Origin of the sequence: Chryseobacterium sp. CY350 (assembly GCF_027945075.1) — a bacterium.
In the GTDB taxonomy this organism is placed as follows: domain Bacteria; phylum Bacteroidota; class Bacteroidia; order Flavobacteriales; family Weeksellaceae; genus Chryseobacterium.
The window spans coordinates 1,901,682-1,916,646 of record NZ_CP116034.1; the positions used below are offsets into that span (position 1 = coordinate 1,901,682).

The 14,965-nt window shown below is 34.1% G+C and carries 16 protein-coding genes; 4 read left to right on the forward strand and 12 right to left on the reverse strand.

Going from position 1 to position 14,965, the window contains the following annotated elements:
• Positions 1-46: 46 nt before the first annotated feature.
• From PGH12_RS08730 to PGH12_RS08750, 5 genes are all read right to left on the reverse strand, one after another.
• Positions 47-619, reverse strand: coding sequence for a hypothetical protein (locus tag PGH12_RS08730; RefSeq protein WP_267599732.1), 573 nt, complete (start codon positions 617-619; stop codon positions 47-49).
• A 50-nt stretch (positions 620-669) separates the two neighbouring features.
• Positions 670-3,054 (reverse strand): TonB-dependent receptor, encoded by a 2,385-nt coding sequence (locus tag PGH12_RS08735; RefSeq protein WP_267599731.1) that lies wholly within the window; start codon positions 3,052-3,054, stop codon positions 670-672.
• A 384-nt stretch (positions 3,055-3,438) separates the two neighbouring features.
• Positions 3,439-3,795, reverse strand: coding sequence for a hypothetical protein (locus tag PGH12_RS08740; RefSeq protein ID WP_267599730.1), 357 nt, complete (start codon positions 3,793-3,795; stop codon positions 3,439-3,441).
• 181 nt (positions 3,796-3,976) lie between these two features.
• Complete coding sequence (locus tag PGH12_RS08745; RefSeq protein WP_267599729.1) at positions 3,977-5,911, reverse strand: ABC-F family ATP-binding cassette domain-containing protein; 1,935 nt, start codon at positions 5,909-5,911, stop codon at positions 3,977-3,979.
• A gap of 80 nt (positions 5,912-5,991) precedes the next feature.
• Positions 5,992-6,609 carry a DUF5715 family protein gene (locus PGH12_RS08750; RefSeq protein ID WP_267599728.1) on the reverse strand — a complete coding sequence of 206 codons (618 nt, stop codon included), beginning with the start codon at positions 6,607-6,609 and terminating at the stop codon, positions 5,992-5,994.
• 235 nt (positions 6,610-6,844) lie between these two features.
• On the opposite strand from PGH12_RS08750, the gene aqpZ reads away from it, so the two are divergent.
• Complete coding sequence (gene aqpZ / locus PGH12_RS08755; RefSeq protein WP_267599727.1) at positions 6,845-7,561, forward strand: aquaporin Z; 717 nt, start codon at positions 6,845-6,847, stop codon at positions 7,559-7,561.
• Positions 7,562-7,603: 42 nt separating this feature from the next.
• Here aqpZ and PGH12_RS08760 read toward each other — a convergent pair whose 3' ends face one another.
• From PGH12_RS08760 to PGH12_RS08775, 4 genes are all read right to left on the reverse strand, one after another.
• Positions 7,604-8,149, reverse strand: a complete 546-nt coding sequence (locus PGH12_RS08760) for a hypothetical protein (protein ID WP_267599726.1) — start codon at positions 8,147-8,149, stop codon at positions 7,604-7,606.
• Between the two features lie 143 nt (positions 8,150-8,292).
• A complete protein-coding gene (locus tag PGH12_RS08765; protein ID WP_267599725.1) occupies positions 8,293-9,282 on the reverse strand; it encodes a LuxE/PaaK family acyltransferase in 990 nt (329 codons plus the stop codon).
• Between the two features lie 189 nt (positions 9,283-9,471).
• Entirely contained in the window at positions 9,472-10,245 is a 774-nt protein-coding gene (locus tag PGH12_RS08770; protein WP_267599724.1) for a UDP-2,3-diacylglucosamine diphosphatase, read from the reverse strand.
• A 24-nt stretch (positions 10,246-10,269) separates the two neighbouring features.
• Entirely contained in the window at positions 10,270-10,716 is a 447-nt protein-coding gene (locus PGH12_RS08775) for a 6-pyruvoyl trahydropterin synthase family protein (RefSeq protein WP_047445211.1), read from the reverse strand.
• Between the two features lie 95 nt (positions 10,717-10,811).
• Here PGH12_RS08775 and PGH12_RS08780 point away from each other — a divergent pair, with 95 nt between their 5' ends.
• Complete coding sequence (locus PGH12_RS08780) at positions 10,812-11,465, forward strand: ComF family protein (RefSeq protein WP_267599723.1); 654 nt, start codon at positions 10,812-10,814, stop codon at positions 11,463-11,465.
• 44 nt (positions 11,466-11,509) lie between these two features.
• Here PGH12_RS08780 and PGH12_RS08785 read toward each other — a convergent pair whose 3' ends face one another.
• From PGH12_RS08785 to der, 3 genes are all read right to left on the reverse strand, one after another.
• A complete protein-coding gene (locus tag PGH12_RS08785; protein ID WP_267599722.1) occupies positions 11,510-11,758 on the reverse strand; it encodes a hypothetical protein in 249 nt (82 codons plus the stop codon).
• A 9-nt stretch (positions 11,759-11,767) separates the two neighbouring features.
• Positions 11,768-12,418, reverse strand: a complete 651-nt coding sequence (gene upp / locus PGH12_RS08790; protein WP_267599721.1) for a uracil phosphoribosyltransferase — start codon at positions 12,416-12,418, stop codon at positions 11,768-11,770.
• Between the two features lie 110 nt (positions 12,419-12,528).
• Positions 12,529-13,839 (reverse strand): ribosome biogenesis GTPase Der, encoded by a 1,311-nt coding sequence (der, locus tag PGH12_RS08795; protein ID WP_267599720.1) that lies wholly within the window; start codon positions 13,837-13,839, stop codon positions 12,529-12,531.
• Between the two features lie 225 nt (positions 13,840-14,064).
• On the opposite strand from der, the gene PGH12_RS08800 reads away from it, so the two are divergent.
• Both PGH12_RS08800 and PGH12_RS08805 read left to right on the forward strand, forming a co-directional pair.
• On the forward strand, positions 14,065-14,523 hold the full coding sequence (locus PGH12_RS08800) for a heme-binding domain-containing protein (protein WP_267599719.1): 459 nt from the start codon (positions 14,065-14,067) through the stop codon (positions 14,521-14,523).
• A 3-nt stretch (positions 14,524-14,526) separates the two neighbouring features.
• Positions 14,527-14,940: a thiol-disulfide oxidoreductase DCC family protein gene (locus tag PGH12_RS08805; RefSeq protein ID WP_267599718.1), complete on the forward strand. Its 414-nt coding sequence runs from the start codon at positions 14,527-14,529 to the stop codon at positions 14,938-14,940.
• The last annotated feature ends 25 nt before the right edge of the window (positions 14,941-14,965 follow it).

Sequence of the window (14,965 nt, forward strand, 5' to 3'; positions counted from 1 at the left end):
AAACCACTGAATATTTCAGTGGTTTTGGTATATCTAGAGGCTATTACTAATTTATTAGGTTATATGTTGCTTCCGCATCAGTTTCACCTCCTACTACACTTCCCCAAGCTGTTCCGGACTTTGCATCGTTTACACTTTGAGGAGCATGAATTAAATCTAATTTTAAAAATGGCGATGGAGAATTTACTACATTTACCACTTCCCATTTCGTTCTCAACCCTACTCTTTTTCCGTCATTTCTAAGATCGTTTCCATCTAATCTTGTAATATTGATATTAGATTTAGGGAAATCAAAAATAAGGAAATGCTCGTCTTTAGCTTCAATGATTTCCTGAGTTGCATCGTCATTTCCGTTTCTGAATTTTGCTTCGACGGTATACGTTTTTCCGTTGGTAAGCGGAATTGTAGGAATCCCACCTGCGCCAATGCTGTAGTTATATTCTATTGCAGTAGCTCCCGGAGAATCTTCTTTCACTAATAAAATAATATTGGTTAATTCTTCTTGTGGAAGATCATCTTCTTCGGCCGAACCGTCTCTCTGACAAGAAACAACCGTAATTGTGATGAATAAAACAGCTAATAATTTGATGATATTTTTAGTACTAAATAATTTGTTCATTTTGATAAATTTAAGTTTGTAAAATTTGATTGAATAATTTGTTGAAATCTTTAGAATCTGTATCTAAAGTTTAAAATAAAGTTTCTTCCTGCCTCATCCGCAAAGAATCTCAAACGATTCAGATAATCTCTATATGAAGTGTTAAATAGATTATTCACGATAAGACCCGCAGAAAGATTTTTGCTAATATTAACGCCCGTCTGAATATTCCAGAGCGAATATCCGTTTGGCGGAGTACTGAAATCAATTGTTTTATCAGTCAGTTCTCCGTTTTCGTAAATTTCTAAGTCTGCATTTCTGATAGGAAATCTAGTTTGCTTTAAAGAGGTTTGATTCTCAATAGTAAAATAGAAGTTATTCCATTTTTCTTTTTTGAACTGCAATGCATTAGAGAAATTCGGAGGCATCATTAAAATTAATGGTTCGTTGTTGGTTTCGTCTTGTCCGTAAACATAACTTCCCTTTCCAACGTAGGTGAGATCATCTGTAAGTTTAAAATTCACATCCAGATCCAGACCATACATTTTTGCATCAATCTGCTGATACGCCCATTCCGGGAAAACACCTCTGATCGTACCTTTAATCCCAACAGGAACTTCATTAATGAAATTTTTAGTAATGAAAAAATAAGGATTTACAGAAATATTCAGCCCTCTCAAAACATTGAATTTTGAATCCACTGTTAAATTAAACTGATGTCCCTGTTCGTTTTTCAATCCCATATCTCCGGTTTCAATAATTCCTGCGGAATGATGCAATCCGTCAGAAAACAGTTCTGCAACATTCGGAGATCTTCCCACTTTCGCATAATTAAATTTCAGATCAAATACAGAACCTGGATGATATTCCAGACCTGCATTGAAAGAAACATTGTTATAGTTTAATTGAGGACGCGTCAAAATTCTGTTTTGATCAGTTTTCACATAAAATTCTGGAAAAACGTTGGCATATCTTCCTTCCCAATCGCTTTTGTCATACCATTTCGTGACATCATAACGGGCGAAATCATATCTCGCTCCAGCTTCAAAATTAAAATGATTCGAAATTTTATATTTAAAAACCGAATAAGCACCCGCAGAATATTTGTCATAATTAGGAATCAGACGTCTCGCTTTTGTCGCAGGATCTGAATAATTGTTTTGAAAACTACCGTCAATACCTGTTTCTAACGACCATTTTTCTCTTTCCAGTAAATCATTCAAATTAAACTGATGCGTCATCAATTCAAGATCCAGAGAAGGCGTATCTTTCAATTCACCTCTTCTGATGTCGTACTCCTGTCTGTGATTGTACTGATAACTGTACGTTGCAGAAAGTTTTCCGATCGTTGAAAATCTTTTAAAGGCCGAAACTTTAGCAATATGATGCTCAATCACCTGTCGCGGATTATCAATATCATAACTGAAATTCCCCGAATAAACAGGAATACTTGCAGTCATGGCTCTGTCATAATCACCCGTTGTAGAAACGTGAGAATCTCTTAAAATCCCTATATTCTGATTGGTCAAATAATAATCAAATGAAATTCCTTTTTCAAATGTATTATTCTGAACCGTGAAATTGAAGGAAGAAAAATCCATTCCCGTGTTTTTCAGGTTATAATCCGGAGCACTTTGATCGCCTAATTTTTTGATGCTTCCTCCAGATTTAACCGCCCATCCGTTTTTCCATACCTTGGCAACATCTACATCAAGAGCTAAACCTCTACCATTTGAAATTCCCGAAAGACCGATCGAACCTTTAATTGTATCTTTTTTAGGAAAAATCTCAGGCTCAAGGACGACAACTCCTCCGATCGCATCGCTTCCGTATTTCAAAGCCGAAGCACCTTTAATGACATCGATATGTTGAAAGTTGTTGATATCAACATTTGGCGCATGCTCAACGCCCCATTCCTGCTCGGCAAGTTTCACTCCGTTGTTTAAAATAGCGATCCGGCTTCCGTAAAGACCGTGAATAACCGGTTTTGAAACATTATTACCCGTTTTTAAGGCAGTAACGCCAGAAATTTTTGATAATAAATTCCCAAGATTATCGGTCGTGTTTCTTTCGATTTCAGACTTGTCAAGGGTTTTAATTATTAAAGAACCATTTGTTTTATGACTTCCATGAATGGTCACTGTTTCGATTTCGCCAGCGTGATGTTCTAACGTAATCGACAGATGAACATCCTTCGTAACTCCTACATTTTCAGTATAATCATTACAATCAGGATGCTTCGCAATGAGTTTGTAATTTCCCGCAGGAATTTTATTGAAAGAAAACTTTCCGTTTTTATCTGTTTTGGCAGTGAAATCTCCCAATTTGACCACAGCATTTTCGAGCATGGTTTTGTCGTGGAAATCCTGAACTGTACCCTGAACAGAAAAAGTTTTCTGTGCGTTTGTAATTACTAATCCACAAAAGATCAGTAATAAACTATATATCAGTTTCATTGTAAATAGCTTGAATTGACTTTACACAATGATGCGATTGGCAACACCTGTAAAGTTGTGTTTGTTTAAAAATTTGACTGGATTTTTTGTTTAAATTAAAACTCACAGCCATTCATATTCTGAATATATTTTCATTAAAAATTTAATGAAAAAACTTGAGTTTCAAATTTGAACCATTAAGATTGATAAGTGAATAAGGTTTTTAAGATTCAAATAAATTTGAAGTAAGCGAACCGCTTATCAATATCTTTTAGATATTAAGCTTAAAAAAACTTAATATTTTCACTTTCTTAATGTTTAAATTTTGCGGTTTAAAATCAAAATATCGTTTAAACATTTAATTTTTAAAAATTAAATCAAAAAATCCGGCAAGTAAATTGGAAATTAAGAAATTGTGGGTGGACCCCGAAGTTGAAAAGTATATTTGGTTTGAGACCAAATTTTTTCCTGTAATGTAAGAATCTGTTCTACTTCCTGAGTGTAATTTTCAAAAGTAAAATTAAATTCTTCAGGAACTAAAGTATTTCCTGTAGCCAAAAAATGACACGCCAGACAGTCACCGGCTTTTTCTTTGGCATCAGATTTTGAAATGTTGTTTTCTGTTTTTTTAAAATTAAATCCTACAAAAACATCTGAAGATTCATGACTGTGAAAACTTGAAGAAAACAACGCAAAAAAGTAGATCCCAAACAGAAGTTTGGAAACGAAACTTTTCAGATTTCTGCTTTCTTTGAAAATCATTTAGCAAAAATAAGAATAATATTTTAAAGGATTTTAATTAAACATTAAATTATGGATATTTATGATGATTGTATTCACCTAATAAAATTCCATGTTTACGAAACTGATAAAACAGCACAACTTCCACAAAAAAAGGATGAGTTATAAACCCATCCTTTCATATATTTTTAAAGAAATAAAATTACTCAAGCTGAGTTCCAAGATATTCCCATTCCTGCAATGCTGCGTCAAGATCTTCTTTTGTTTTATTGTATTTTTCTAATGTTTCGTCAGACGGATTTTCAGAAGTGAAAGTTGCTTCCATAGTTTCTATTGCCGTTTCCAGTTCAGAAATTCTTTCTTCAACTTTTTTTATTTTATTCTGAATATTTTTTTGCTCTTTGCTTACGATGACAGTCGATTTTATCTCAGCTTTGGCTTGTTTTTCTTCTGCTTTAGCTTTTTCCACAATCTTTGCATCTTCGTCATGAAGTTTTGCTTTTTCGGCAGAAATTTCTCTGATTGATTCTTTTTGTCTGAATTCAAGATATTCATTCACACTTCCTAAGAATTCTTTCATATGTCCGTCACGGAATTCATAAATTTTATCACAAAGTCCCTGTAAAAATTCTCTGTCGTGAGAAATAACGATTAAAGTACCTTCAAATTTCTGTAGAGCCAGTTTGATAATCTCTTTAGATTGAATATCAAGGTGATTGGTAGGCTCATCCATAATCAACGTGTTGAACGGACGGAGCAATAATTTACAAAGCGCCAAACGGTTTCTTTCTCCTCCGGAAAGTACTTTCGTTTTTTTATTCACCGCTTCACCCTGAAATAAGAAAGATCCTAACAAATCTCTTACTCTCGGTCTCGTTTCTTCGGTTGCAGAATCTTCAGCTTCTTCCAGAACAGTTTTATTCGGTGTTAAAACCTCTTCCTGATTTTGTGCAAAATAACCGATATTTACATTGTGGCCTAAGTTCCAACTTCCAGAATAATCTTTAATATCTCCTGCAAGAATTTTGGCTAAAGTTGTTTTTCCCTGTCCGTTTTGCCCAAGAAGCGCAATTCTGTCACCTCTTTGAACAATAAAGTCTACCTCATCAAAAATCTGCTTTTTACCGTACGCTTTTCCTAAATGTTCTGCTTCGAAAATCACTTTCCCAGGAACAACAGACTGTTGAAAACGGATATTAAATTTAGAAACGTCTTCGTTATCAACTTCAATACGGTCAATTTTATCTAATTTTTTAATAAGCGACTGCGCAAAAGATGCTTTGGTGGCACTTGCACGAAACTTATTAATGTTATCTTCCATTTGCTTCTTCTCCGCATCCTGATTCTTTTTAGCCTGAATCAGTTTTTCACGACGTTCTTCCCGCATTACCAGATATTTAGTATAATTAGTCTTATAATCATCTACTTTTCTGTTGTTTACATCAAAAGTCCTGTTACAAACTGCGGTCATAAACTGTTTATCGTGACTTACCAAAACGATTGCTCCTGGATAATCTTTCAAAAAGTTTTCCAGCCAAATGATCGATTCCATATCCAGGTGATTGGTAGGCTCATCGAGAAGCATCAGATCATTTTTCTGAAGAAGCAATTTTGCCAGTTCAATTCTCATTCTCCAGCCTCCTGAAAATTCATCAGTTATTTTTTGAAAATCATCGGCTTTAAAACCTAAACCAAACAATACTTTTTCAATATCACCTTCCAGATTATACGCGTCATGATGCATCAAAAGATCATTCAGCTCCGTCATTTTGTTGATGATATCCGTATAAGCATCACTTTCATAGTCGGTTCTTGTTGCCAACTGATGGTTAACTTCTTCCAACTCATTTTTCCATGCATTAATCTGCTCAAAAGCCTGCATAGTCTCTGCCCAAACGGTTCTACCCTTCACGAAATCCAGATCCTGCTTCAGAAAGCCGATCGTAATATTACCTTCCGGAACGACCACGCCTTCGTAAAAAGTGATTTCTTTGGAAAGCATTTTTAACAAAGTGGATTTCCCCGCTCCGTTTTTACCGACCAAACCAACTTTATCATCCTTTTTGATGGTGAAATTGACGTTTTGAAACAGATAGTTTCCCGAATGATGTAAACCTAAACCTTGAACCGAAAGCATCTTTATGAGTAATTAATGATGAATAATGTATACTGAATATTTTTCGGGTGCAAAAATACGCAAAATAAAAGACTTTAAATTTAATAATTCCGAACCGTCACATGAAAACAGCTTTGCTGCCTCTCTTTGATGTAAAAAATCTGCCCTGCATTGACGTAATATTTTAAAACTTTTTCAAGTGCGGCTTCCATTTTCTCATCTGGTCTCAATTTATTATTAAATCTTACATATGAAATATCAAAAGAATTACCGTAATTGTGCGAGCTGATTCCTAAAGACGCATTGGTATTAACTTTTCTTAATCTGCATTGATCTTCCAGCGTTCTGGTAATAGAAGAAACAGTAAATGTGCGCCCTTTTGTTTCTTTGCTGAATCTAGCTCCTATTTTTTCTAAAGTTTTTTTTGCCTTAGAAACCAGGTATGGCCTGCTATAATCTAATTTTTGCACTCTATATCCTTTTCCTGTCTTATTGATAGTGTGAAATTTACCTTTATTGATATATTTCTGAACGTTTGATGTGTTTTTCAGAATATTTACATTAAAACTTTTCGAAGCATCCAAATGAGGTTTATAAAGTGCGGTAGGCTCAACTTTCAAAACCTCGGTGAGATCATAGCATGGCAATGTTTTCTTCGATGCCTGACCTTGGGCAAACTGATAAAAAGCCAGTATTATAATGTATAAAAACTTCCTCATAGAAACTATTTTCAAATTTTAAACGTAAAAAACAGAGATTTTGTTATTGCCAAAGATATTAATTTAATAAAACGACATAAAATATTATGATTGAAATATAATCAATGATATATAAAATAATTATAACTAAATCTAATAAAATATAATATTATTTATTTAAAATTAAATTTATTAACCATAATTATGAATAATTAATTTTTGTACATTCGCTCAACAATTTAAAATACATTAAAAGATGATTTCAAAAACTTCAAAATTTGTTGCAGAAATGCTCGGTACCATGGTACTTGTTCTAATGGGATGCGGAAGCGCAGTAATTGCGGGCGCAGACGGCACTACAGGAGTCGGACTTCTGGGAATTTCTTTCGCATTCGGTCTCAGTGTAGTTGCTATGGCTTACGCAATTGGTCATATTTCAGGATGTCACATCAATCCCGCGATCTCAATTGCAATGGTTGCTGCCGGAAGAATGAAAATGGATGAAGCCATCCGCTATATTATTGCGCAGATTATTGGCGCTATCATCGGAGCAGGAATTCTTTATATAATTTTCATGAATCATCCCGGTGCAGAAATGAAAGAATGGGCCTTGGGTTCCAACGGTTGGGGAACGGGATATCTTGATGCTTACAATACAACAGCAGCTTTTGTAGCAGAATTTATCTTTACCTTTATTTTCCTTATGGTAATTTTGGGATCAACTTCTACAAAAAATATCAATGGCGGCTTTGCGGGTTTGGCGATCGGATTTTCTTTGGTTTTAATTCATATTGTAGGCATTAAAGTGACCGGAATTTCTGTAAATCCTGCAAGAAGTATCGGTCCTGCAATTTTTGCGGGTGGTGCTGCTCTTTCACAATTATGGTTATTCGTTGTTGCTCCGGTTTTAGGAGGAGTTGCAGCAGCTTTTACCTATAATTTATTGATGGAAAGACCTGAACAGGCAAAATAATAAATACAGATATATCAAAATCCTGTCTTTTGACAGGATTTTCTATTTTAATTTCTTTATTTCAAAAGGGTTTTTGAAGATAAGCTCTTCATGTTTTCCTTTAATCTCCATTTTTCGCTGGAGTAAGTTTAAGGCCATTTTTCTGATAAAAAGATCTTTATCATTCAGTTTCCAATAAGAATCTTCGTGTACTTTTTTGGGTTTCCGAATGAGATAAAATTCTGTTTCCCAAGTATCAGCATTGTGGTAAAATTCAATAATTCCACAATGTTCCGGAATCTGAGCATGCTCAATCATTCCCATCGGAAGCAAAAAACTGAATGAGTTGCACGGATAATCGCCACAACATATTTTATCATGCTTCAGAAACTTCTCACCAGTTTTAGCATTGACGTACGATTTTTTAAAATCATTTTTAAAATCACTTTTTGAAAGTTTAATTTCAATTTCGTGACTGAATCCTTCAAAATCAATAATCAAAATATCTGCTTCCCAATCTGAATGAAAATGGTTGCTCAAAACAATTTCTTTTTCAAAATCACAGTTTGTGTGAATGTAAGCGTGAACTAATTCTTCTATTTTTAACACTTTTAATGCCTTTAAATTTTTAACGCAAAGTTTGCTAAGATTTTTTTTAAGTATTGAGAATATTTTTTCGTAAGCAAAGGCGTGTCACTCAGCAAAGATCACAATCCCTAAAACTCTCTCTTATTCTCCCACTCTCAAACCCATCAACTCACCAACAAACTACATCCCCGAATATCCGAATGATCAATTCTTCCCAAAACCTGAAATTTCTTATGATCTTCAATCAATAATTTACCCAAATCCTGTGTTGCAATAAACGAACACGAATGAATATTTGCCAGATCAATTATGTTGACAGCTCCCGTTCTCCCGGCTTTCTCATATCCGAAAGGATCTTCGGCATTTCGTATCAAAACCCGCATCCAATTCGGACATTTGTAAATATTTTTGCCCAAAGAATAGGCCTGCGAAAGCAATTCTGTCATCGAATATTCTGAATATATTTGTTCAGTACTAAAACCGTTCTGAAGAATTTTTAAAAGTTCGTCTTTCGTCATTTCTTCTTTCCTCCCTTTCATTCCGCCTGTTTCAATAACTGTCAAATTATTAGATTTTATCAGAGCCTGCGAATTTGAATTACAGAAATCCAAAAAATCTAAAAGAGCAAATGAAACACCAAATAAAATGACTTTTTTGTCTTTCAGTTCATTTAAAAGGTTGAATAAATCTGCGTGATTGTAAAGGAAATATCCATTTTCCGGTTTGCCAGATTTTTTCATTAGAAAATCTACCATATAGATCAGCGAAGAATTCTGTTTTTCGAGGTAACTTGGCAACAATCCAAGAAAAATATAATCTTCCGGCTTTCCTATAAATTGCTCAAAACTCTTGTAAATACTTTCCTGATAAATGTTTTCGTCTGCGATGAAATGTTTAGACAAATTCATCTGAGTAGTTCCTGAACTTTGAAAATACAGATCAGTAGAGATATTTTTGTCTAAGATCTGATGATTTTTAAACATTTCGATCGGCAAAAAAGGAATTTTATCTAATGACATTATTTTTTCAACATCAATATTGAGATAATCTACAAATTTTCTGTAGACTTCTATGTTTTTATACTGGTAGCGAAAAGTCGTCAGCGCCAGATTTTCAAACTCCTGCTCGGTTGTGATATCAAATATACTTATCAACGTAATATTTTTTAAACTTTATTGATTCATTATGAATCACTTACAACATTATAATGAAAACTTTACAGTTTATTAATCTATAAATGATCAGGTTGGTCGGTTTATTGCAAGTCAATCTGCGGAATATGGATTAGAAATAACAGCCGTAGAAACTGTTATTCGGAATTACCTCTTCGGAGGTAATTTTTTTTATTTCTGTTCAAAAGTTTTCAATTCAAAATCATGTCGAAAAACTCCGTAAGTGAAATAAGAGATCCAGTCCCCAAGATTGATGTACTTTGAATTTTCACTTAAATCTAATACCATTGGCAGATGTCGGTGACCATAGATAAAGTAATCAATTTTTTCAGTTTTCAGCTTTTCTTTGGAGTAAATGATCAGAAACTCTTTATCTTCTCCCAAAAAAGCTTTGTCTTCATCTCCTGAAATCATTTTATTTTTCTGTGAAAGATACAGAGCCACTTTCATTGCAATATCAGGATGAAGCCATTTGAAAAACCACTGTGCAACAGGATTTGTAAAGACTTTTTTCATTCTTTTATAGCCTTTGTCACCTGGTCCCAAACCATCACCATGAGCTAAAAGAAACTGTTTTCCGGCGATTTCAAAATATTGCTTTTTATAGAAAACAGTGCAGCCAATTTCTTCTTCAAGATAGTCTTTCATCCAAAGATCATGATTTCCGACAAAAAAATAAACATGAACGCCGCTATCTTTCAATTCAGCAATTTTCCCCAAAACTCGCACATAACCTTTCGGAATGACATGCTTCCATTCGTGCCAAAAATCAAATAAATCACCCATCAAAAACAAAACCTGAGCATCTTCTTTGATCTCATTCATCCAACGGATAAATTTTTCTTCCCGAATTTTGCTCTGTTTCGGATCGGGAGCACCAAAATGCTGATCTGATGCAAAGTACACCTTTTTTCCGGGTTCTAAATTGATGGTCGTTTTTAGCACTCTTTACTTTTAAATTCAGAAAAATTATTGGTTATCTTCTGCAAACCACTCTCCGTAAGAGTTTTCTGTTTCGTGAAGTTTTAAATAAGCCAAAGAAACATCCGCAGGAAGTTTTGATTTTATTTTTGCAGCAATTGCGTACAACATATTTTCACAAGTTGGCTGAAAGTTGCAGTAAATCACTTTCTGACCTTTATTTTCTAATTCCTCTCCCATTTCTCTATGCGGAGAAACCCCGTTGATCAACACCGAATGATCCCAAACATCTACGATTTCAGCTTTTACAATGGCTTTAATATCTCCGAAATCTACTACCATACCGTTCTTAGGATTTTCCAGATCATTGATCGGTTTTCCTTTTACGGTAACAAAAAGTTTGTAAGAATGCCCGTGCATATTTTTACATTTCCCATCATAATTGTATAAAACATGAGCTGTCTCGAATGTAAAAATTTTTGTAATACGTATCATATTGCAAAGATATAGAATTTGATTAAAAAACCAGAGTTTCAATCGTAATGCTGGAATATGATATTTTCATTAAATTTACACTCAGACACACACAAATGATTTTAGATATATTTTTTCCGAATCGCTGCATTCACTGTAACAGAATTATCAATGGCAAACTGCTTGTCTGTAATCTCTGTTTTGAACAAATTCATTTTACTCATTTTGAATATTCTGAAGAAAACAGTTTAAAAGAAAAATGCAAATTGCTGTTTCCGATCGAGAACGCTTATGCATTGATGCAGTTTGAACAAGAAAATCTCAGTCGGAAAATCATTCATGAGTTAAAATACAGAAGTCGCGAAACGACAGGAAAAATTCTTGCAGATTGGGTAATTGAGCGTTTGGATTTTAAAAACGAAAAACCTGATTTGTTGGTAACCGTACCTCTTCATCCCAAAAAAGAGAAAGAGAGAGGGTATAATCAATTGCATCTGTTTACAAAAGTACTTTCAGATTTTCATACTATTCCGTTTGATCATCATTTATTTAAGCGAAACCATTACTCAAAGGCTCAAGCGTTAAAAGATAAAAAACACCGTCTTGAAACCCAACATACTTTTTCTTTAATTAAAAACGTTTCCAATCAGCATATTTTAATAATTGATGATGTTTTCACCACAGGAAATACTTTGGCTACAATTGCCTGGGAAATTTTGAAAGCAGGAAATAATAAAGTGAGTATTTTGGTGATGGCGGTTGATGAATGATGAGCGGAAGGATTTTACTGCGAGAGTGCAAAATTTAATATAAATTAATCTTTATCCTTATTTACTATTTGTTTTGTACATAAATAAAATATTCTGATCGAAAAGAATATAAGTAAGATTCCAAAAAAATAAAATACTGCTGGCTTTTCGTCAGCAGGGATTATGAGGAAAACAATTCCTCCAATTAAAAGAAATACAGCAACGCCAAAATTAGTTTCGACACTCCCTAAAGAAACTTGAAGAACTCCGTACAGAAATTCTTTAACGATTTTCAATATCAAACTTTTTTTCATCTACATCAATTATCGCTGCAGTTTTTCACCATAGCTCAAATCTCCGGCATCACCTAAACCCGGCGTTATATAACCTTTCGTTGTTAAATTTTCATCAATGGCTCCAACCCAAATTTTTGCCTGTGGATAAGCTTTTTCAATGGTTTCTACACCTTGTCGGGAGGCAATTGCCACAACGATGTGTAACTGAGAAGGTGTTCCGTTGGTCAAAAGATCTTTAATGGCTTCGATTAACGATGCTCCGGTTGCCAACATCGGGTCTGCAACAATCAAAGGCCGTCCTTCAATATTCGGACAGGTAAGATAATCCTGTTTGATTGAGAAATAATCATTGGCATCATGTTTTCTGTAAGCGGCTACAAAACCACAATCTGCTTTGTCAAAATAATTTAAAATTCCTTCAAATAAAGGTACCCCGGCTCTTAAAATGGTAGTAATAACCGGTTGAACGGCAATTTCGTGAACTTTTATTTTATCTAAAGGAGTCTGAATTTCAATTTCCTTTGTTTCTAAATCTTTGGAGATTTCAAAGGCCGAAATTTCACCAATTCGCTCCATATTTCTACGAAATCTCATTCGATCGTGCTGAATTTCTACATTTCGAAGTTCGTTAATCCACGAATTAACCAAAGAAAAAGTTTTTGAAAGCTCTACCGTCATAATTTTTGAATATTCTGCTCACAAAACTATGAAATTTAAAATAAAAATCCCTCTCAGAAAATTACTGAGAGGGATTTGTTTGTATGATTTAAAATCGCAAATAATTACGATTATTTTTGTCTGAAATATACTTCGATCGGAACTCCTGTAAAGCCAAATTCTTTTCTAAGTTGGTTTTCTGTAAACCTTTTGTATGGCTCTTTCACATACTGAGGAAGATTACAGAAAAATACAAATTGCGGTGAAGGCGTTGGAAGTTGCACACAATATTTAATTTTAATGAATTTTCCTTTGTTCGCAGGCGGCGGTGTACGTTCGAAAACAGGAAGCATTACTTCATTTAATTTTGAAGTTTTGATCTTCTTTTTACGATCTTCGTAAACAACCATTGCCATTTCTACAGCTTTTAAGATTCTCTGCTTCGTCAAAGCGGAAACAAAAAGAATAGGAATATCACTGAACTGACCAATTTTTTCTTTGATAGACTGCTCAAAATCTCTTACGGTATTTGTCGTTTTATCTTCAATCAGATCCCATTTGTTGACAACGATAACGATACCTTTTCTGTTTTTCTGAGCCAGACCAAAAATATTCATATCCTGAGATTCCCAACCCAATGTTGCGTCTACCATGATGATCACCACATCAGAATATTCGATGGAGCGAATTGATCTCATTACAGAATAAAACTCCAGATCTTCATTTACCTTTGATTTACGACGCATTCCGGCAGTATCTACCAACACAAACTCATGACCAAATTTATTATAAAGTGTCTGAATACTGTCTCTTGTGGTACCTGCAACATCTGTTACAATATTTCTTTCTGCATCAAGCAAAGCGTTAGTTAAAGTAGATTTTCCTACATTCGGACGACCTGCAATCGTGATTTTTGGAAGACCTTCAAAAGGATCTTTATAATCAGTTGTTGGAAAATCATTTATCACAGCATCAAGAATCTCACCTGTACCCGAACCTGTAGCCGAAGATAAAGTGTAGTATTTTTCGATTCCCAGCTGATAAAATTCTGTAGCCGCCAATTCTTCTTTCGAAGAATCTACCTTGTTAATCACATGATAGACAGGTTTTTTAGCTCTCCTTAACATTTCATGAATCTCAATATCTGTATCGGTAAGACCTTCTTCTACATTCATCATAAAAATGATAGAAGTAGCTTCATCAATTGCAAGCTGCACCTGTTTTGATATTTCTTCCTGAAAAACGTCTTCACTATTTACTTCGTATCCACCTGTATCAATCACAGTAAAGTCTACACCACTCCAGTCAGATTTTCCGTAATGACGGTCTCTGGTAACTCCGGAAGTAGAATCTACGATAGCTTCTCTTCTTTCTAGCAGACGATTAAAAAGTGTGGATTTTCCTACGTTGGGACGCCCAACGATTGCAACAATATTTGACATAAAAAATGTTTAATAATCCTTGAGATATACTCAGGATCAGATTATCAATGGGTTACTCCAACTATTGGAGCCCAATTTTTTTGCAAAGATAAGGTTTTTATTATTTAAAAATAGAAAAGCTTTTTTTAAAGATCTAATTCACAAACCTATACTCAGAATTTTTTCATAAATTTATAGCTATGCATGAGATTTGATTTAATCAAAATCCCGTATATTGATTTAGCTATGAAAAAAATACTTACAATATTGTTGGTTGCATTTATCATCATTCAGTTTTTCCCTATTGATAAAACCAATCCGCCGGTGAATGAAGGAATGGATTTTCTGAAAATTAAAAACACGCCGGAAAACATCACAAAACTCATTAGTAATTCTTGCTATGATTGTCATTCTAATGAAACGCGATATCCTTGGTATTCAAATATTGCTCCTTCTTCATGGTTTTTAAAAAATCATATCGATGAAGGGAGACAAAATTTGAATTTCTCCACATTCGCAATGTACGAACCTAAGAGACAGATTCATAAAATGGAAGAATGTATTGAAATGATTGAAACTGCTGAAATGCCTTTAGAATCTTATTATATTGGTCATCAGGACGCAAAACTTACGGATCAGCAAAGGAAAGAACTTGTTGTTTATTTTAAGAAACAAATAGAAGATACCAAAATTAAAATGCAATAAATTATGCAGGAAAAATGGAACGATAAACACATTGTTTTTTTTGACGGAGAATGTGGTGTTTGCAATTTTTGGGTTCAGTGGATTTTGGAAAGAGATAAAAATGATCAGTTTATGTTTGCTTCTCTACAATCACCATTCGGGCAGAAGTTTCTTTCTGAGAGAGGTCTCGAAACGAAACAATTCAAGACCATGTATCTTTGGAAACTTAAAAGTTATTACCTTACAAAATCTGAGGCCGTTCTAAAAATCGCCAATTTACTGGGAGGAATTTACAAACTTACAGTTATCGGAAAGCTGCTACCATCTTTTTTGAGAGATAAGATTTATGATCAAATTTCGGAGAACAGAATGAAAATGGCGAATCAAAAATGTTATCTGCCAACACCTGACGAAAGGAAAAAGTTTATTGAAATTTAAGATAAAAAAATAAGACTGCCTCACA

Bases quoted from the DNA above. Each gene is read 5' to 3' on its own strand.
- aqpZ (WP_267599727.1), top strand. From the start codon at position 6,845: ATGATTTCAAAAACTTCAAAATTTGTTGCAGAAATGCTCGGTACCATG.
- PGH12_RS08730 (WP_267599732.1), bottom strand. From the start codon at position 619: ATGAACAAATTATTTAGTACTAAAAATATCATCAAATTATTAGCTGTT.
- PGH12_RS08750 (WP_267599728.1), bottom strand. From the start codon at position 6,609: ATGAGGAAGTTTTTATACATTATAATACTGGCTTTTTATCAGTTTGCC.
- PGH12_RS08805 (WP_267599718.1), top strand. From the start codon at position 14,527: ATGCAGGAAAAATGGAACGATAAACACATTGTTTTTTTTGACGGAGAA.
- PGH12_RS08740 (WP_267599730.1), bottom strand. From the start codon at position 3,795: ATGATTTTCAAAGAAAGCAGAAATCTGAAAAGTTTCGTTTCCAAACTT.
- PGH12_RS08745 (WP_267599729.1), bottom strand. From the start codon at position 5,911: ATGCTTTCGGTTCAAGGTTTAGGTTTACATCATTCGGGAAACTATCTG.
- der (WP_267599720.1), bottom strand. From the start codon at position 13,839: ATGTCAAATATTGTTGCAATCGTTGGGCGTCCCAACGTAGGAAAATCC.
- PGH12_RS08785 (WP_267599722.1), bottom strand. From the start codon at position 11,758: ATGAAAAAAAGTTTGATATTGAAAATCGTTAAAGAATTTCTGTACGGA.
- upp (WP_267599721.1), bottom strand. From the start codon at position 12,418: ATGACGGTAGAGCTTTCAAAAACTTTTTCTTTGGTTAATTCGTGGATT.
- PGH12_RS08775 (WP_047445211.1), bottom strand. From the start codon at position 10,716: ATGATACGTATTACAAAAATTTTTACATTCGAGACAGCTCATGTTTTA.
- PGH12_RS08800 (WP_267599719.1), top strand. From the start codon at position 14,065: ATGAAAAAAATACTTACAATATTGTTGGTTGCATTTATCATCATTCAG.
- PGH12_RS08780 (WP_267599723.1), top strand. From the start codon at position 10,812: ATGATTTTAGATATATTTTTTCCGAATCGCTGCATTCACTGTAACAGA.
- PGH12_RS08735 (WP_267599731.1), bottom strand. From the start codon at position 3,054: ATGAAACTGATATATAGTTTATTACTGATCTTTTGTGGATTAGTAATT.